At 37.2% G+C, this 18728-nt stretch carries 16 protein-coding genes; 11 read left to right on the top strand and 5 right to left on the bottom strand.

Annotated features, from left to right (window positions below):
- The first annotated feature begins 206 nt into the window (after nucleotides 1-206).
- Genes HCH28_RS24915 through HCH28_RS04735 form a run of 3 tightly spaced genes read left to right on the top strand, consistent with a single transcriptional unit; the run spans nucleotide 207 to nucleotide 1604 of the window.
- Nucleotides 207-563, top strand: coding sequence for a DUF1835 domain-containing protein (locus tag HCH28_RS24915; protein WP_255600690.1), 357 nt, complete (start codon nucleotides 207-209; stop codon nucleotides 561-563).
- The gene (locus tag HCH28_RS24920) at nucleotides 535-1125 is read left to right on the top strand and encodes a DUF1835 domain-containing protein (RefSeq protein ID WP_255600692.1); all 591 of its coding nucleotides are present in this window, start codon (nucleotides 535-537) and stop codon (nucleotides 1123-1125) included. The genes HCH28_RS24915 and HCH28_RS24920 overlap by 29 nt, the downstream gene beginning before the upstream one ends.
- Nucleotides 1126-1175: 50 nt before the next feature.
- Nucleotides 1176-1604, top strand: a complete 429-nt coding sequence (locus tag HCH28_RS04735; protein ID WP_202341256.1) for a GatB/YqeY domain-containing protein — start codon at nucleotides 1176-1178, stop codon at nucleotides 1602-1604.
- Between the two features lie 78 nt (nucleotides 1605-1682).
- On the opposite strand, the gene HCH28_RS04740 is transcribed toward HCH28_RS04735, so the two are convergent.
- The 5 genes from HCH28_RS04740 to HCH28_RS04760 all read right to left on the bottom strand — a co-directional run bounded on the left by HCH28_RS04740 (nucleotide 1683) and on the right by HCH28_RS04760 (nucleotide 7938).
- Nucleotides 1683-3380, bottom strand: a complete 1698-nt coding sequence (locus tag HCH28_RS04740; RefSeq protein WP_221680050.1) for a methyl-accepting chemotaxis protein — start codon at nucleotides 3378-3380, stop codon at nucleotides 1683-1685.
- The gene (locus HCH28_RS04745; RefSeq protein WP_221680052.1) at nucleotides 3364-5007 is read right to left on the bottom strand and encodes a pyridoxal phosphate-dependent decarboxylase family protein; all 1644 of its coding nucleotides are present in this window, start codon (nucleotides 5005-5007) and stop codon (nucleotides 3364-3366) included. Before HCH28_RS04745 ends, HCH28_RS04740 begins: the two co-directional genes overlap by 17 nt.
- Nucleotides 5008-5344: 337 nt before the next feature.
- Nucleotides 5345-6487 (bottom strand): FAD-dependent monooxygenase, encoded by a 1143-nt coding sequence (locus tag HCH28_RS04750; protein ID WP_221680054.1) that lies wholly within the window; start codon nucleotides 6485-6487, stop codon nucleotides 5345-5347.
- 22 nt (nucleotides 6488-6509) lie between these two features.
- Nucleotides 6510-7097, bottom strand: coding sequence for a TetR/AcrR family transcriptional regulator (locus HCH28_RS04755; RefSeq protein ID WP_221680055.1), 588 nt, complete (start codon nucleotides 7095-7097; stop codon nucleotides 6510-6512).
- A 133-nt stretch (nucleotides 7098-7230) separates the two neighbouring features.
- Entirely contained in the window at nucleotides 7231-7938 is a 708-nt protein-coding gene (locus HCH28_RS04760) for a polysaccharide deacetylase family protein (protein WP_221680056.1), read from the bottom strand.
- Between the two features lie 142 nt (nucleotides 7939-8080).
- On the opposite strand from HCH28_RS04760, the gene HCH28_RS04765 reads away from it, so the two are divergent.
- From HCH28_RS04765 to grpE, 8 genes are all read left to right on the top strand, one after another.
- Nucleotides 8081-9280, top strand: coding sequence for a DHH family phosphoesterase (locus HCH28_RS04765; protein ID WP_221680057.1), 1200 nt, complete (start codon nucleotides 8081-8083; stop codon nucleotides 9278-9280).
- 103 nt (nucleotides 9281-9383) lie between these two features.
- Nucleotides 9384-10232 carry a DUF4179 domain-containing protein gene (locus HCH28_RS04770; RefSeq protein WP_221680058.1) on the top strand — a complete coding sequence of 283 codons (849 nt, stop codon included), beginning with the start codon at nucleotides 9384-9386 and terminating at the stop codon, nucleotides 10230-10232.
- 85 nt (nucleotides 10233-10317) lie between these two features.
- Nucleotides 10318-11481: a chromate efflux transporter gene (chrA, locus tag HCH28_RS04775; RefSeq protein WP_255600697.1), complete on the top strand. Its 1164-nt coding sequence runs from the start codon at nucleotides 10318-10320 to the stop codon at nucleotides 11479-11481.
- Between the two features lie 221 nt (nucleotides 11482-11702).
- Complete coding sequence (locus HCH28_RS04780) at nucleotides 11703-14894, top strand: bifunctional cytochrome P450/NADPH--P450 reductase (RefSeq protein WP_221680059.1); 3192 nt, start codon at nucleotides 11703-11705, stop codon at nucleotides 14892-14894.
- Nucleotides 14895-15063: 169 nt separating this feature from the next.
- Nucleotides 15064-15624, top strand: a complete 561-nt coding sequence (locus HCH28_RS04785; RefSeq protein WP_221680060.1) for a TetR/AcrR family transcriptional regulator — start codon at nucleotides 15064-15066, stop codon at nucleotides 15622-15624.
- 203 nt (nucleotides 15625-15827) lie between these two features.
- Entirely contained in the window at nucleotides 15828-16973 is a 1146-nt protein-coding gene (gene hemW / locus HCH28_RS04790) for a radical SAM family heme chaperone HemW (RefSeq protein WP_221680061.1), read from the top strand.
- 89 nt (nucleotides 16974-17062) lie between these two features.
- On the top strand, nucleotides 17063-18091 hold the full coding sequence (hrcA, locus tag HCH28_RS04795; RefSeq protein WP_004227036.1) for a heat-inducible transcriptional repressor HrcA: 1029 nt from the start codon (nucleotides 17063-17065) through the stop codon (nucleotides 18089-18091).
- Nucleotides 18092-18108: 17 nt separating this feature from the next.
- Nucleotides 18109-18681 (top strand): nucleotide exchange factor GrpE, encoded by a 573-nt coding sequence (gene grpE, locus HCH28_RS04800; protein ID WP_004227038.1) that lies wholly within the window; start codon nucleotides 18109-18111, stop codon nucleotides 18679-18681.
- Nucleotides 18682-18728: the final 47 nt, after the last annotated feature.

Raw genomic sequence — 18728 nt, forward strand, 5'->3', positions numbered from 1 at the left:
ATAGTAATAGCCTATCATTTTATAAAACTAACTAAATTAGCAATTTGAGGTAATAAAAAGGTATGATAAGGTTAGGTGTTTTTAAATAAAGGAGTACAGATGATGGAGAAGATCAACCAACTAAAACAGTCAATACAACGATTGAGTGAAGCTGATGCGAAGTCGATGCTTTTTTAACTTTAATAAATGAACAGTCAAGAGACAGCATGTTACAGTTTTTATTACAGCAGGCTGAGGAGCGGGATCCTTCAAAGGTACAAACGGTGCATATTGTATTCGGTCATTCACCTGGGGGGAACATGAAAGCAGCCTTTCGTAATCCTGACTATGCTAAGTCCGAGGAGATCATTGTTGTGCCAGGTAATTTTTCTGTTGGTCCTTTGAAAAATGTACATACATGGGACGGGATTGAAGCACGTTATCAATGGTTGGAACAGCGCTATACAATAGAAGACGATGGATTGATTATATGTGAGCGGGAGATGAAGGAAGCAATAGAGAAAATTAAAAATGTCCCCCCCTCATCAGGATATAATGATTTGGACTTGTCAAAATGCTCATGAGCAAATAGGACTTCGACTCGTTTTGGGGATGCTCGAACAGAAAACAAATGCTATCTATGTATTAGATACTTTTCAGTTATTTCATGAGTTATATACTTTACCACAGTTAGCAGAGGATCATTATCCAAGATCGACTGGAGAGGTCAGCACAGAGGATTTGCTTTACTTTTATGAACACTTCCAAGGAAGGCCATTAAAAGAAGCATTGAGGCACTCCCTATGCAAAGAAGGGCTAAATCTGTTAATGGATGATTACAATTGCATACATACATGGAAATATCATGAACTTTGGGGCAATAATAATGAGGATAGAGAGGATGACTTTATCATTGCCTGTGCTAAACGTTTACAGGAAGAACAAGAGGAAACTCATTACCAAGTTGCCGCTAGGTTAATTGGAGAGGTACTGGGGCATATGGAAGAATTGAGAGAGGTTGAATGGATTGACTATCGTCTACGCCAATTAATTCAGCAAGGCATTTTTACTTATGAAGGCGAGTTAAAGGGAATATTACACTATAAAGTAAAGTTAGCAGACGCAACGAACTATAATCCTTCGTGATTTTTATGATATAATTTTTTTGATATAGACGGTTAGAAGGAGTGAGATCATTGTTAAAAACAGAAGTATTTGAACAATTAAAAACGGCAATGAGAGAAAAAGATACATTAGCGAAGGGTGTATTATCTCTTTTAAAATCAGCATTAGATTCAGCTGAAAAAGAAAAGGGAGAGGCTTTAACAGCTGAGGAAGAAATGGCTATTATTAATCGAGAGGTCAAACAAACAAATCAGGCTTTAGAAGGAGCACAAACGGCTGGGCGAGAAGACCTAATTGAAAAAGAGGAAGCCAAATTGACACTTTTGAAATCCTTTTTACCAAAGCAATTATCAGAAGAAGAAATTGCAGACAAATTAGTGGCAGCGGGTGTTGGAAAAGGAATGAACATGGGAGAGGCCATGAAAATTGCAAAACCATTGCTGACAGGTCAGGCTGAAGGTGCCGTTATTTCAAAAGTTGTGAAAAGTATTATTGCCTAAACCTTTACCATTTTGGTAGGAGAGTTTAGAAAGAAGAATCCGCTATGCCGAAAATGGGCATAGCGGATTTGTTATATTTTATAACTGGAATTTTTGAATGATACTGCGGAGCTGTTGAGCCATTTCAGCTAAGTTATTAGAGGAAGCTGTTATTTCTTCGATACTTGCAGATTGCTCCTCAGAGGCAGCTGCTACGTTTTGAATATTGCCTGAAGCTTGTACAGCTACAACTCCCACTTGTTCAACGGAACTAGCGATACTGCTAACACCTTCATTGATATTGGACATCACGTTATTGACATGGTCCATTTCCTTTGTAAGTGCTGTGACGTGGGCATAGATATCAGCAAATGCCTCGCCAGATGCATTGAATGTTGTTGAGCTTTCGGCAAGATTACTGCTACTGATAGCCATTGATTTGACAGCTTGTGCAGATTCCTCTTTAATCGTTTCAATACGTGTACGGATACTGTTAGTAGCCTCTAAAGATTGATCGGCTAATTTACGGACTTCCTCCGCCACAACAGCAAAGCCTTTACCGTGTTCACCTGCACGCGCTGCCTCAATCGAAGCATTTAATGCAAGCAAATTCGTTTGATCCGTAATTTGGGTAATCAATGTCACAATATCCCCAATTTCATTTGTATATGTGCTTAAACGTTCTACTACAGCTGCTGACTCTTGAATAGCCTGAGATGTTACGGCCATTTTTTCAGTAGCATCTTGTATCGTAGTGTTGCCCTTTTCTGATATAGCAGATGCTTGGAATGCCTTATCTGTAACATCGGTTACACTTGTCACTACCTCTGACATTTTGTTAGAGATGGTTGTAATATGACTATCCACTTCTTCAATCGAAGAGGTTTGCTTTTCTGAACCCGCTGCCACCTCTTGCATAGAAGAGGTAATTTGCTGAATGGATGCACTTGTCTGTTCGGAGCTTGCTGTTAATTCCTCCGACATTGCGGCCACTTGTTCAGCATTTTGAGCGATTTGTGTAATTAACGAACGCAAATCTTCCGTCATGTTTTCAATGCCTGATGAAAGCTGGGCGATTTCATTGGAACCTTTTATTTGAAGTGGTTCGACAGCTAAATCACCCTGTGCAACTTGACCAACATAGCGCGTCATTTTTTTAATTGGCTTTGTAATGCCCACACTAATAAAGTAAGCAACGATTATACCAAAAATTACAAAGACAATCGTTAAAATAATACAAATCCAAAGTGTTTCCGTTTGTAGCTTAGAAATGAAGGAAGCATCCATATCTAAGCCGAAAATAATATCTGTATCTTTAAATGGGATAAAAATGGATTTATGGATACCATACTCATCCTTGTAAATATCGCTTGTTTGTGTGTTGCCAGATGCTACGGCTTCATGCATTTTTTCACTAAATACATAATCTTGCTGATGATTGTCGGTATTACTTAGTGCGACGATATGCTCCTTACCGTTTGCTTTAGAAAGGACATAGGCGTTTTCTATATCATATTTTTTAACCGTTGCATTCAATTGATCCAAAAGCTTTTTGTATTTATCAGGGCTACCATTATCCGCTGCTTTTACATCATTTTTCTCAATATCTTCAAAAATCGTGGTCGATGTAATCTCTAAAGTAGATTCAAATTGTTTAATAACAAAATTGTCAATAATGCGGTAAGAAACGGCAAATAACACAATACTAAAGAGCAAGGAAATAATCGCTATTGGAATGGTGAAACTGGCAATATATTTGTAGAGTAAAGAACTCTTAAATTTACTGACGATACGCAATGTGTGACGCCTCCAGTACTTTAAGCTTTTGCTGTAAGAAATGAATCATATTAGAGATATGTTCTGTCTCTGTATAAGGTGAGATAGAGAAAAACTTTGCCGCTGCAACTGGTACTTGCTGTGTAGTATCACTAGTACTAACCGTGCAAACGCGCGTTGTGTCACCAAAGAATACTTCGTCTCGACCTTCTCCAATAATTTCAAAGAATGAAGCATTGATACCGTTTATGTGTTCTAATTGGTCTTGTGTATAGTGACCAGCTTGTTCAGCTTGCCAATTCATGCCGTCTGGATATAAACGGAACGCTGTGACTGGCCCAATATTGGATTCATTAACCACCTGTAGCATTGGTGTTTTTTCAGCTAATTGAGCACGGAATGCTAAGTTCACACGTACATAATTAGCTAATAGCTGTTGATAGCCTTCCTTACCGAATGCCTGCAATGCAGCAAAAATTGCAATGGAGCTACCCATACGAGAGCATTCTAATGTATAGCCAGTATGATAAGAGCCATAACCACGATTGCCTACATATGGCGTATCAAAGTCCTCAATATCTAGTAGCTGTAAACTTTTACCTTCCTTAATTAAGAATAGACTAGTTAAATAAGGAGTTTGACCAAGCTTTTGGAAGTCAAAGCATAGGCTATCCGCAATGGCTAAATGTTGCATACGTTCATGGATTTGTGCTAATCCTTGTAAAACCTCTGCCTCGAATTGGAGTGGATTTTTATTATAATCATAATCATTGAAGAAGGCATAAAAACCACCTAAAGCCGAATCAGCATGAATATGTACTGGTTGTAAGTTGTATTTCTTCTCAAGGGTTGTTGTGACTTCTTTGATGGCTTGGATATCATCAATACCAAATTGATCAGTAGCACCTGTTGTCGCTACTACATAAACAGGAATACCGCCATTTTCGATGACTTCTGTCATACGTACACGTAAGTCTTCCACATCCATCGAATGATCTTTACCCGCTTTTACCCGCACTAAATGTTTACTGCCGATACCCACTGCTTCTACTGATTTTAAAAGACTGTAATGGGCATTCTCTGAAGCAAAGCAATATAAATTAGTAGGAACACCATCTTCTTTTGCTTGAGGGAATTGTTTTGCAATGGCAAGACGAAGTCCACTGAAAACAGCACCTTGTCCACCCCACGTTGTATAGCCAAAACTTTTTGTATAGTCATAGCCCACTAATTTAGACATCATTGCTACTACTTTAACCTCACACTCAGCAGCAGCAGGGCCATAAACATCCCATAAATTATTGCCATTCAATAGCGCATTTGTAAACTGTCCTAACACTCCAGGAATACTTGCCATTGGTAAAACATTTGTTACAAAGTTACGTGTATGATAAGGGTGTCCTTGCATTAAATGTGTCAATTCTTGTACAACTTGATCTAGTCCAATCCCAGTTGTTGGCACTTGATGCTCTTGCATAAGCTCTTGATAAAAATTAGCCGATCGCTCTTTCATTGGACCAAGAGTTGTCTTATTTGGGTTCTTTAATTCATCTAATGAGGAAACAATTTTCTCTAATAGGGACAAAAAATTCTCTCTTTGTTGGATATTTCCATCTTCGCTCTGGAATAATTGTTGGATATTTTGCATATTCATCATCCTTTTTATAGTTCATATTTCCTCTATTTTTACTTTAATAAAAATAGGACATTATACTAAAAGTATAATAGCATATTTTAGCAGAGATGGTGATTATATTTTACTGAAAAAATATTTATAGACATTTCTGAAAAATCTAAGTTTTATTTACAAATTCTAACTATGTTAATGCGGCTTAATTCTTAAAGAAATATCTTGAGATGAAAAAGGACGATAATATTATTATAAGAAAAACTTTAAGCACTATTACTTTTTATCTATTTGCCTAGTTAAAAGAAAAAATCTGCACAAAGAAAATGCAGATTTTAAGCGTTTTGTTATAGTTGGTTTATTTTGTGGTTTCAAAATTATAGACATGATGTGCTTGTTTTTGAATCATTACTGGAGGTGTTAATTTTAATAACTTATTTCTTAGGCTAATTAAAAAACGATTATTCATCTGAGCCATTTTGCCAATATTCCATGATTGCTTAGAGATTGTATTTACTTTTTCTTTTCGATGGGCATTGTAGTTGGCAAATGCTTGAGTGATATTTTCATACTTATTAAGATATTCTGCTAATATTCGGGCATCTTCGATTGCTTGACATGCCCCTTGCCCCATGTTGGGTGTAACTGCATGCGCAGCATCCCCAATAAAAACGGTACGATGATGATAGAACTTATCCATTGGTACAATATCAAACACATCACGGTGGATCATTTGATGTTCATCCGTATTGTTTAATAAAATTGGTATTGGAAAATGATAATCTTTAAAATGATTAAATAAATCAGTAGTAGTAAATTTTATATAATCAGCATCATTGGGCTTTGCATTGACAAGAGCATACCAATAGACTTGATCATTTGGTAATGGAACTAGCCCGAATCGCCCCTGTGAGCCCCATGTTTCGAAAAATGATTCCTTAATATTGGGTATTCCTTTTGTAGCAATTACACCACGCCAGCATGTGTAACCAGCATAGCGATACGAACTATTGGGAAATAGTTGCTTGCGAATAGGGGAATGAATCCCATCAGCAGCAATTAAAATGTCGCCAGTCACAATACTATTATCTTCGAATGTCACCTGTACACCTTGCGAATCCTGTATGACATGTGAAAAATTTTTGCCCCATTTAACAGTGTTTGGCCTTAATGCCGACAAGAGAATATCATGTAAATCCTTTCTGTGGATGGAATACATGTATTGATAACTAGAAGGAATCGTAAGTTTATTAAGCATCTTACCTTGCTCTGAAAGGATATGGAAGCCATCACTTGGATTTCCTCTTTCCTTAATTGTTTCAGCTAATCCGAATGGCTCTAGAGCTTTTAAAGCGTTTGGTGCAATGATAATACCAGCTCCTGCAACGGTAGGTTTTGAAGCCCTTTCATAAACTGATACATCCATGTCCATTTTCTGCAGAGCTACAGCTACACTTAAACCTGCTATTCCACTGCCTACTACAATAATTTTTTTACGCATTCTTATCCTCCATTCTTTTAAATTATTTACTAATGCCTTTCCAAACAATGTCTAAATGTTGTTCAAACAAAGCTTCTATATCTTTTTCTTCACTTTGCTGTAAAGACCAAGATAATAATGTGTGGAAATATGTACTGATGATTGAAGAGGCGATAATAGTTGTTTCATGCTCACTTTGTAAAGTGCCATTTATTTTTGCTTGTTCAACAATGCTTTCTATGCTTTTTTGTAACTTTTGAATACTGTTGTATTCGTTTTCAACTAAATAGGAGGACTTCATAATTTCCATAACAACTAGCTTCATTAATTCACCATGCTCTGTGAGCCTTTTCAATAAATCACCCAATAACACTAAAATGAGCGCTTTAGGGTTTTCTATATATTGATAATGATTTAATTGCTTTGTTAGTTTTTCTAATTGTGATGTACCTAAATAAAGTAAAATGTCATCTTTCCTTGAAAAATAATTGAAAAAGGTACCTTTAGCAATGCCACATACCGAAACAATTTCCTGAACGGTTACAGCCTCATATCCTTTTTCCTTAAATAATTGAATAGCCTGTAGAAAAATATGCTCTTTTAACTCTTTTTTACGCTCTGCTCTTAGCATTTCTGAAATGGGCTCCTTTATAAAAAAAATGACCGAAGTCAAAATATGACCATGGTCAATATAATGTTTAATATTACTTTTTGCAATAATATGTCTAGCTTATTCATAAAGTTTTCAAAAACATGAAACAATCTCATGACGCTTTAAATTTGAAAAGGTCATCTACCGTGACAAATGTATAGCCCTCATCCGTAAGGGACTGAAGAATGCCTTCTATTGTCTGTAGTTCATTGTCAGTTTGATCATACATAGGGTGCAATAAAATAATGGAGCCTGGTTGAATGTTTTCCTTTACATAATTTATTTTATCCTCTGTCTTTGTAAAGAACGTGTCAGGCTCTAAGTTCCATGTGATGGTCTCGCGTTGATGTTTATTTAAGTAATAGGGAAAGCCGATTAACTTTTTACCATATGGTGGTCTTACTACGGGTGTTTCTTGATAGCCGATATTGGCAATAAGGGCATCTGTTTTTTCTATTTCCTTTTTAATAAAGGAGGGGCTTTTTAATACCATACGTTTATGAGAATACGTATGATTACCAATCTGATGTCCTGCTTCTACTATTTTTTTAGCATCTTCTGGATGTTCTTCAATGTCCTGACCAATAAGAAAAAAAGTGGCTTTTACTTGGTAGTCATCTAATAACGATAGAATAGCACCAGTATTGTCAGTTGGTCCGTCATCAAATGTCAATGCAACGACCTTTTCCTGAGTTTCAACCCGAGAGGTAATAGGACCAAATAATTGATAGTCACGTGCATTCATTAATTTATAAGCTGAAAATGCTAATGCAAAGATCAGAATAAATCCGATTCCACTATAAACTAGTTTCCTTTTCATTCACTGTGTCCTCCCTTTCACCCTAAAGAGGTATGATTTTAATGTATGTTATCTGGAAAACAATATCAATGTTGTTACGTATTGAACGTCATTATCTGTTTGAATACTGAAAAAATAACCATACTACAGTGGAGGTGAGAACATGTATAAATTATTATCACATAATGATCTAGACGGAGTAGGGTGTGGGATTTTAGCCAAGCTTGCTTTTAACGATAAGGTGAAAATACGCTACAATTCCATTACAGCACTTGATCGCGAAATCGAATTCTTTTTGGAGAATGATCAACAGAAAACATTTTTGTTTATTACTGACCTTTCTCCAAATGAAGAGAATGAAAAAAGGATTCATGATTATTATCAGACGACTGGTAATGTGCAATTGTTGGATCATCATAAGACAGCACTTCATTTCAATCAATATGAGTGGGGAAAGGTATTAATTGAGGATGAGCAAGGCTTTTTAACGTCAGCTACTTCTTTATATTATCAATACCTGGTTATCCATGGTCTATTAGAAAAAACAGAAGCCGTTTCTGAATTTGTAGAGTTAGTAAGACAATACGATACATGGGAATGGGAAAAGAACGGCAATTTACAAGCGCAAAGATTAAATGCACTCTTTTTTCTAGTGTCGATTGAAGAATTTGAAGAGAAAATGGTCGAGCGTTTAAAAACAAGTGATCACTTTGACTTCGATGATTTTGAAAAGAAAATTTTAAGCATGGAAGAAGAAAAAACAGAACGTTACATTCGGCGTAAGAAACGGGAGCTTATTCAAACCACTTTGGGTGAATACTGTGCTGGGGTTGTCTATGCAGAATCCTATCTTTCTGAGCTTGGTAATGAATTGGGAAAGGAAAATCCGCATCTTGATTATATTGCGATGATCAATATGGGCAGTAAAAAGATATCCTTTCGAACAATCCATGATCATATTGATGTGTCAGCTATTGCCGCCAAATATGGTGGAGGTGGACATCAAAAGGCTGCTGGCTGCTCATTAACAGAGGAAGCTTACAAGCAGTATGTAGTGGCAACATTCCATATAGAGCCTATTCCAGAGGATGCAAAAAGAAATCGTTATAACATAAAAGGGTCTACGTTTGGGACTTTCTATAAAAATCAGCAAGATGAAATGTTTATGCTCTATTCAAACGATGAGGTTGATTGGATAATTGAAAAAAATAACATGCCACTGACACAATCCTTTGCGGGCTTTAATGAAGCAGAGTGGTTTTTAAAGCGAAATAATCAAGCATGGCTAGTAAGAGATGATCTCTTTGTGGACTATTTAATGCGTGAAGTCAATAAAGTTCGTCATCTACATAAAGGGATGTAATATCCTTTTATACATAATGAATCTTCAACATAGAAGGTTATATAATGCATGATTGAGCACTACAATGAACCATAATGATTTTTATAAAAAATGAGGTGTACGGTTGTCCAATGATATGATTCGAGTTGTGGATTTGGATAAGGAAAATCCGAGAAGTAAGAAATGGCTTATTATTGTGATCCTTTTATTAATGATTGCTAGTGGATCGACGCTGTATTTGTGGTGGGATCAGGATGTGAATTTTGAAGCCTATAAAACGGATGTAGGGAAAACAGCTAGCAATAGCTTAGGACGGCTAACATTAAATGAAGTGATTATAGATGACAATCAAATTTTACTGAATGCAACTTTCGAACCTGGAAAAGAGTTTAAACCAGACCATCAAGTATTTTTCTTTCCGCAAATTCTCGTCAATGGTCAAGATTATATGGTTCGTAATGGAGGACAGTCCATAGCAAAGTCTGCCAACGTCTATACAATATACAATAGTATTAAAATGGATGATTTTCCGACTGATGAACAATTAGAATTAGTTATTCGTTATAAAGATTGGAATGTTGAAACACCAATTGAGAAGCCATGGGAATTTCAGGTAGATGCTTCACAAGAGCAATTACAACAAGATCGTGAAATCTTTTCTATTGATAAAAAAGTAAAGCATGTTGATCAGCAGGAAATAACCATTGACAAAGTTGTCTCCACACCTATTTCCACAACCATTTATTTTCATGCTGAGGAAAGTGTTGTCAATGATGCGTTACACTTTAAAATCCAATCAAAATCTGGACAATCATGGGCTTTTGCCACACCCTATCCATTAAATAAAGAGGGTACAAGGTGGGGAAGTCGTGTAGATGCACTCTATCTAACAGAAAAAAATTACACTTTAATTCCAATCAATAAAGAGGGTAGTAAAGTAGGTTCTGCAATTAAAATAAAGAAAGATGAATAATGAAGTAAATTTTACAAACTCTTAATCTAAAAAAAACTGCTTTCCGTGTAAAATGAAATAAAAGATATGGAAAGTAGTTGAGAGTTTGCGAAGGCTTTGGGAGATTTTTTTTGTTGCTTTAAAATTAGGCTGTACCTCATTCGGAGGCCCAACAGCTCATCTAGGTTATTTTCAACAGGAATATGTACAGAAGCGTAAATGGCTTTCTGCACATGATTATGGTCAACTCGTTATGTTAAGTCAATTTTTGCCTGGTCCTGCATCTAGTCAGGTGGGGATGGGGGTTGGCTTACTTAGAGGAGGAGTATTAGGAAGCTTTCTATCATTTCTTGGTTTTACCTTACCATCTGTTCTGATACTTATAATTTTTGCCTATTTCTCCAAGTATACAGAGTTTAAGATGGATTGGATTCATGGTTTGAAGTTAGTAGCAGTGGCGATTATCGCTCATGCTATTTTTGATATGAGCAAAAAATTACTCTCGACAAAATGGCACTGGTTGATTGCTATATTGACATTGATAACAGTATTGACCTGGCTAAATCCATTTGCTCAAATCGTAGCAATATTGATTGCTGCTTGTTTAGGCTTTCAACTTCTGAAAAAAAGTAACGCGAGTAATACCTCAAAATTAGTTCATATACCTATTTCAAAAACCACGGGTATTGTTTTACTAGTACTTTTTTTCATGCTGCTCCTAGGTTTACCTATATTAGCCGCCTTATGGCAGCATGAGTGGATTTCCATGATGGAGAAGTTTTATCTTGCAGGTGCCTTAGTATTCGGTGGCGGTCATGTTGTTTTACCTTTACTGGAAACACAATTTGTTCAAAGTGGTCAAATAAGTACTTCAGATTTTTTAGCTGGCTACGGTATGACACAGGCAGTTCCGGGACCTTTATTTACATTTGCTGCATATATTGGTATGGTCATTGCTGGCGTTCCAGGAGCGATTATTGCTACTTTCGCAATATTTTTACCAGCGTTTTTGCTAGTGGTTGGAGCGCTACCATTTTGGATTAGCCTAAGCCGTATTGCACGTCTTAGAGGTGCGATGGCAGGCGCAAATGCGGCGGTCGTTGGCATTCTAGCCGCTGCTTTTGTACATCCCGTTGTAACACAAACCATCCTCAGCACGTTAGATATTTTCATAGTGGCTGTCTTTTTATGGTGTTTAATTCGATGGAAAATACAGCCTTATTTATTGGTGCTTTTAGGCATAGTCGTCGGAATCGTTTGTTATACATGAAGTATATTATTTCAAGTGCTCGATTTTTCCCTTAACTATTGGGGGGAATCGGGCTTTTTTGTCTTTCTCTTTTCAACTCTATTCACAGGTTGTTCATAAAAATGGCATTTTATCCTTTTCATATTACATAAAATGTTGAATGTATTGAATGATTGATATATTATTTTATCAATTGATAGTAAAATCTATCAATTTAATAAATGAGAAAGAAGGGGTTTATGATGGTAAACACAGGATATGTTCCACGCCCTAAAATGTTTGGTCCACTTGGAAATTTACCTTTAATTGATAAAGAGCAGCCCACACTCTCACTTTGTAAGCTAGCTGAAGCGTATGGACCTATTTACCGTTTAGAGATACCAGGTTATTCAGGTTTGGTGATTTCAGGACATGAATTAGTAGCTGAAGTTTGTGATGTTAGGCGTTTTGATAAACAAATTTATAATGAGCTTGAAAATGTTCGTGCTTTCAGTGGTGACGGCTTATTTACTAGTAGAACGACTGAACCTAACTGGCAGAAGGCGCACAATATTTTACTTCCGACTTTTAGTAAGCAAGCGATGAAGGGCTATCATGATATGATGACCGATATTGCTACACAACTTATCCAAAAATGGGCCAGATTAAATCCTCAAGAAGAAATCGATGTTTCAGACGACATGACACGCCTTACGTTAGACACCATAGGACTAAGCGGATTTAATTATCGTTTTAATAGCTTTTATAAAGAAACACTTAGTCCTTTTATTATGAGTATGGTTCGTGCATTAAATGAAGCGATGATGAAAAGCTCACGCTTAAAAATCCAAGAGTTTTTAATGATTGGAAAAAGACGACAGTTTCAAGAAGATATTCAAACAATGTTTTCATTAGTAGATGCCATTATTAAAGAACGTAAAGCAAGAGGAAAGCAAGATGAGGTGGATTTACTTGCCCGCATGCTGCATGAACGAGATCCTGAAACAGGGGGGACGCTGGATGATGAAAATATTCGTTATCAGATCATTACCTTCCTCATAGCTGGCCACGAAACGACAAGTGGCCTACTGTCCTTTGCGCTTTATTTTTTGTTGAAGCATCCAGACGTATTAAAAAGGGCCTATGAAGAAGTGGATCAGGTTATTACTGGTGATGCGCCGAATTATGAGGAAGTACTAAAGTTAACCTATATTCGTATGATTTTAAATGAGTCATTGCGTTTATGGCCAACTGCTCCAGGCTTTACACTCTATGCTAAAGAAGACACAGTAATTGGGGGACAGTATCCAATCAGAAAAGGGGAAAATATAGACATTCTTTTACCCCAACTACATCGAGATAAAAATGCTTGGGGAGAAGATGCAAATTTATTTCGACCTGAACGTTTTGAAGATTCGGGCAAAGTACCGTTACATGCCTTTAAACCATTTGGTAATGGTCAGCGTGCTTGCATTGGAATGCAATTTGCTTTACACGAAGCCACATTAGTTTTAGGCATGATCCTTCAACATTTCGACCTAATTGATTTTACTAATTATCAATTAAAAATTCAGCAAACATTAACGATAAAACCAGATGATTTTAAAATACAAGTGAAGCCACGTCACTGCAAAATAAAGCAATCTAGTGGCCAACAGAAAAATCACGATAGCACTGTTTCTCATAAAGAAAAGAAGTCGAATTATCGAGGGACCAATCCAGCCTTAGAATCTAACTATCCATTATTAGTGTTGTATGGCTCCGATTTAGGAACAGCAAAGGGTGCTGCACAACAATTAGCTAATGAAGCTAGTTTGTATGGTATTCAAGGAGAAGTAGCTGCCCTTGATGATTATTGTGGGAATTTACCAAAAGAAGGAGCGGTATTAATTATTAGTTCTTCTTATAATGGGCAGCCTCCAAGAAATGCACGTAAGTTTCTCACATGGGTAGATCAACTTGATTCAACGGCTCTTCAAGGCATTAACTTTGCAGTTTTTGGTTATGGGGATCGAAATTGGAATACGACGTATCAAAAAATTCCAAGACTCCTTGATGAACAGCTCTCTTTAAAAGGAGCTACAAAAATTTCTAAACGTGGTGAGGCTGATGCGAGTGGAGATTTTGAGAAAACGTGGGAAGATTGGCGGGCTCAATTATGGTTGGATCTAAAAACGATTTACCCCTTAATGATTCATGAAAATGTGCTTCCAAAACATGAGAATATTTCGATTCAATTAATTCGCGATGAAGTGACAACTTCTTTAGCTTTCATGCATAGTGCTTCATTGGCAACTGTAGTAAAAAATGAAGAACTGCAAGGTATGGAAAGTAAACGTAGTACACGTCATATCGAGATAGCCTTGCCTAATGGTATAACATATCAAGAGGGGGATCATTTGGGCGTATTACCGAGGAATAATAGAACCACAGTGCAGCGAGTGCTACGGCGTTTTGGACTTAATGATAATGATCAAGTGATCATTACTGCTATTAATGAACACGCTCATCTCCCATTAGGTCACCCAGTTAGTTTGTATGAGGTTCTTTCACACAGCGTTGACATTCAAAACCCTGCAACTCGACTGCAAATCCGTCAACTTGCAGCATTTACAGAATGTCCTCCACATAAACGTGAACTAGAGGCTTTATTAGAGGAGGAAGCATATAAGAAGGAGATAGTAAAGAAACGAATTTCCATGCTAGATTTACTTGAAAAGTATCAAGCTTGTGCTTTCCCATTCGAAAGATTTTTAGCATTACTTCCAGCCTTAAAACCTAGATATTATTCTATATCCAGTTCACCTCAAGTGAATTCTGAACAGCTGAGTATCACTGTTGGCGTTTTACATGAACCTGCTTGGAGTGGGCAAGGAGAGTATCGTGGGGTGGCCTCAAATTATTTAGCTCAATGTCATATTGGCGATGAAATCGTCATGTTTATCCGTGCCAATGATTCTGGCTTTCATCTTCCAAAAGATCCTACACCCCCGTTAATAATGGTGGGACCAGGGACTGGGATTGCTCCGTTTAGAGGCTTTTTACAAGCACGCTCCACACTGAAACAGCAAGGAATTGAACTGGGTGAAGCACATCTATATTTTGGTTGTAGAGATAATACTGATTTTATCTATCGCAAAGAGCTTGAACAATATGAAAAAGAAGGGGTTGTAACGCTCCATACTGCTTTTTCACGTACAGAAGGGACACCCAAAACGTATGTCCAGCATTTAATGACCCAACATGCCGCTACTATTATTCAAATGATGGAAGGTGAAGGACAAATTTTTATATGTGGAGATGGTAGTAAAATGGCGCCAGAGGTTGAGAGTGCATTACTGCTTGCCTACAGGAGAGTAAAAGGGGTAGGGGAAGAAGATGCTAATGTATGGATCAATCAACTTCAACAAGAAGGAAGGTATGTGAAGGATGTATGGGTCCAAAATGATCAATAAAATAATTTAATACATCAAAAGCTACTCTTTCAACAGGCAAGAGTAGCTTATTTCTATCTCTCATAGAAATTTGTGGAAGGTTGAAATCGTGCCTTCTGTGGTCTACAATTGTAGCAAATGATAGTAAAAACTATCTAGTTTATTTTAGATTAGAAAGAAGTGATAGTTGATGAAGAATTCTAGATCAGCAACCAAAGAAGCAAGACGTAACGCTATTTTAGATGCAGCGACAGAACTCCTTGTGGAAAATCCAACTGCTTCTTTAAATGATATTGCTAGTTATGCTGGTGTAGGTATTGCCACACTACACCGTTACATTGACAACAGAGAGCAATTGATGCTTCAACTCAGTTTTAGGGCTGTCCAAGTTGTAGATGAAACAATGAGTCAAATAGTTGTGGCAGAAGAGGATGAAGCATATATTCCGGAACTTGTTGAGGCTTTGATTCCTTTAGGAGATAAAATCTATTTTTTGGCGCATGAATGCTCTTTAAATTACAATGCAGAATTATTGGCGGCTGAGGATCAGTTAAAAGAGCCTGTTCGACGCACAATAAAATCATTGCAGTCTAAAGGCTATTTGCGACTGGATATGGATAGTGAATGGATGCTAAATGTACTTTATTCTTTACTGTTTACAACGTGGCAGCAGGTTCAAGAAGGAACTATTGCAAAAAAATCGGCAGCAACGCTCATTATAGAGACGTTATTCAATGGGATAAAAGCATAAGATATATTTCGATAATACCTTTGTAAGAAACACTTGTTAACTAGTAGGCTAGAGGAATTTCTTTGGCATACTAGTTTGTTGTTTGTAGAAAAACATTTGAGAAAAATATATGTAAGCTCACTTGAATGGTTTCATAGCGTTCCTTCTATCGATTCGTTATAATGTAGAAATGGAAAAGACTTAACGCGAAAGAAGGGATTGCTATGGCACGAGGTGTTTACATTCATATTCCTTTCTGTCATCAAATCTGTAATTATTGTGATTTCAATAAATTTTATTTTAAAAATCAACCAGTGGATGAATATATAGAAGCGCTTGGAAAGGAAATGGCCCTGACAACAGAAAAACATCCTGAAAAATTCCGTAACATCGAGACGATTTTTCTTGGTGGCGGAACACCGACAGCTTTATCGCCTGAGCAATTGGACAAACTACTAACGTCTATTCATACGTATATTCCAATGAATAGTGTGACAGAATTTACATCAGAGGCAAATCCAGATGAATTGTCTGCAGCCAAATTGCAGGTGTTGTTCGACGGTGGTGTCAATCGTTTAAGCATGGGGGTACAATCTTTTGACCAGGTATTGCTACAGAAGATTGGACGCACTCATAGTAATGATCATGTCTATGAAACAATCGCCTTGGCTAGGAAAATTGGCTTCCGTAATATCAGCATTGATTTAATGTATGGCTTACCTGGGCAAACAATGGCGCAATGGAAGGATTCATTAGCCAAAGCTTTTACTCTTGATTTGCCACATTTCTCTGCCTATTCTCTTATTGTAGAACCCAAAACGATTTTTTATAATCAGTACGCTAAAGGGAAACTGTATTTACCGACAGAAGATTTAGAAGCGGATATGTATGATGTGCTGATGCAACAAATGGCCTTACATGGGCTTCAACAATACGAAATTAGTAATTTTGCAAAGCCTGGGTATCGTTCAGAGCATAACAAGATTTATTGGGATAATGATGAATATGCGGGGTTTGGCGCAGGGGCTCATGGGTATTTAGCAGGTATACGCTATTCCAATCACGGTCCATTAAAAAAGTATATGGAAGCTGTGGAAGCAAATGAGCTACCAATTGTCCACGCACATGAAGTATCACAAGTGGAAAAAAGAGAAGAACAAATGTTTTTAGGGCTAAGAAAAACAGAGGGTGTTATGCACTCTATATATGAAGAGAAATTTAAAACACCTATGTCTGCCCATTATGATGTGGTAATAAAAGATCTAGTGTCAAAGGGGCTTTTAGAACAGGATGAGCTTGGGGTACGCTTGACGAGAAAAGGACGTTTTGTGGGCAATGAAGTATTTCAACAATTTTTGCTAGAAGATTGAGCGATATCGTTGACATAAAATGTGGGATTTGATAACTTAATAATAGTATTAGCACTCCTCTTAGTTGAGTGCTAACAGAGGTGATAATCATGCTAACAAATCGGCAGTTACAGATATTGCAAGTCATTGTAGACGACTTTATTGTGTCTGCGCAGCCGGTGGGTTCTCGCCAAATCTCCAAAAAACAAGGGATTACATTTAGTCCAGCCACTATTCGAAACGAAATGGCGGATTTAGAGGAATTAGGCTTTTTAGAAAAAACGCATACCTCCTCTGGTCGAGTGCCTTCGGAAAAGGGTTACAGATTTTATGTAGATCATTTGTTGAGTCCTCAAGGTATTAATTCTAAGGACATTCAACAAATTCAATCAATTTTTAATGATCGACTAGTAGAAGTAGAGCATATTATCCGAAAGTCAGCCAATATTTTATCAGAGCTGACATCGTATACTTCCATACTTTTAGGACCTGATGTCCAAAGGCATCGTGTTAAACGGTTTTCAATTGTCCCTCTTTCCAGCGACACAGCAGTAGCGATTATCGTGACGAATAATGGGCATGTAGAAAACCGCATGTTCAATCTACCACCTGACTTTACCGCTTCTGATTTAGAGAAAATGGTGAATATCTTAAATGATCGCCTTATTGGAGTTTCATTAGAAGATCTCCATAAAAGCCTTGAAGCTGAAGTGCTAGCCGTGTTACAGCAACATGTTCGGTCAGCGGATGATTTTATTCGCGCACTTATCACAGCAACAATGCATAATTCAGAAAGTAAAATTTTCTATGGTGGGAAAACGAATATGTTCAACCAACCAGAATTCCATGACTTAAATAAAGTCCGGATGATTTTGGACTTGATGGAGACGACTAGCCAAGTGCAGTCACTTTTCCATCCGAATGAATCAGGTATTCATATTCGGATAGGCTCAGAAAATAAACAACTAGAAATGGAAAATTGCAGTGTCATTACCACTACCTATTCTATTGGTGATGATCAACAGGGAGCCATTGCTATTATTGGCCCTACACGTATGGATTATAAGCGTGTTGTGGCTTTATTAGACGTAATGCGCTTGGATTTAACACAAGCCTTTATGAAGAATCGTAGTGAATGAGAATGAGGAGGATTCAAGTGACGGAAACAACGGAAAACAAAGATTTAGTACAAGAAGATGTACAAGCGGAAACGACAACTGAGGAAGTAGAGCAAACAGAAGTTCAGGAAGAAGTAGAGTTATCAATTGAAGAACAGTATGAGGCTAAGCTGGCTGAACTGCAAGCAAAGCTGGCTGACGAAGAAAATCGTCACCTACGTTTACGTGCTGACTTCGATAATATGCGCCGTCGTAATCAGTTAGACCGTGAGGCAGCTGAAAAGTATCGCGCCCAAAGCTTACTATCTGATCTATTACCAGTCCTTGATAATTTTGAACGTGCTTTACAAGTAGAGACAACTTCTGAAGAGACTGCATCGATCATTAAAGGAATTGAAATGGTGTATCGCTCTTTAATTGAAGCAACAGAAAAAGAAGGTCTGCAAGTGATTAAAGCTGAAGGTGAGCAATTTGATCCAACAATTCACCAAGCTGTTATGCAAGAACAAGATAGTGAAAAAGAAACGGGTATCGTCTTACGCGAACTACAAAAAGGATATATCTTAAAGGATCGTGTATTACGCCCAACAATGGTATCTGTGAACGAATAGTCTTTGCACTATTTAGTCAATTAAAATTAGTTAGAAAACGCATCCCT

Origin of the sequence: Lysinibacillus sp. K60 (assembly GCF_019731275.1) — a bacterium.
GTDB lineage: Bacteria > Bacillota > Bacilli > Bacillales_A > Planococcaceae > Lysinibacillus > Lysinibacillus capsici.

Coding starts and splice junctions, on each gene's coding strand:
- HCH28_RS24915 (WP_255600690.1), top strand. CDS start 207: ATGTTACAGTTTTTATTACAGCAGGCTGAGGAGCGGGATCCTTCAAAG.
- HCH28_RS24920 (WP_255600692.1), top strand. CDS start 535: ATGATTTGGACTTGTCAAAATGCTCATGAGCAAATAGGACTTCGACTC.
- HCH28_RS04745 (WP_221680052.1), bottom strand. CDS start 5,007: ATGCAAAATATCCAACAATTATTCCAGAGCGAAGATGGAAATATCCAA.
- HCH28_RS04750 (WP_221680054.1), bottom strand. CDS start 6,487: ATGCGTAAAAAAATTATTGTAGTAGGCAGTGGAATAGCAGGTTTAAGT.
- HCH28_RS04755 (WP_221680055.1), bottom strand. CDS start 7,097: ATGCTAAGAGCAGAGCGTAAAAAAGAGTTAAAAGAGCATATTTTTCTA.
- HCH28_RS04760 (WP_221680056.1), bottom strand. CDS start 7,938: ATGAAAAGGAAACTAGTTTATAGTGGAATCGGATTTATTCTGATCTTT.
- HCH28_RS04765 (WP_221680057.1), top strand. CDS start 8,081: ATGTATAAATTATTATCACATAATGATCTAGACGGAGTAGGGTGTGGG.
- HCH28_RS04780 (WP_221680059.1), top strand. CDS start 11,703: ATGGTAAACACAGGATATGTTCCACGCCCTAAAATGTTTGGTCCACTT.
- HCH28_RS04785 (WP_221680060.1), top strand. CDS start 15,064: ATGAAGAATTCTAGATCAGCAACCAAAGAAGCAAGACGTAACGCTATT.
- hemW (WP_221680061.1), top strand. CDS start 15,828: ATGGCACGAGGTGTTTACATTCATATTCCTTTCTGTCATCAAATCTGT.
- hrcA (WP_004227036.1), top strand. CDS start 17,063: ATGCTAACAAATCGGCAGTTACAGATATTGCAAGTCATTGTAGACGAC.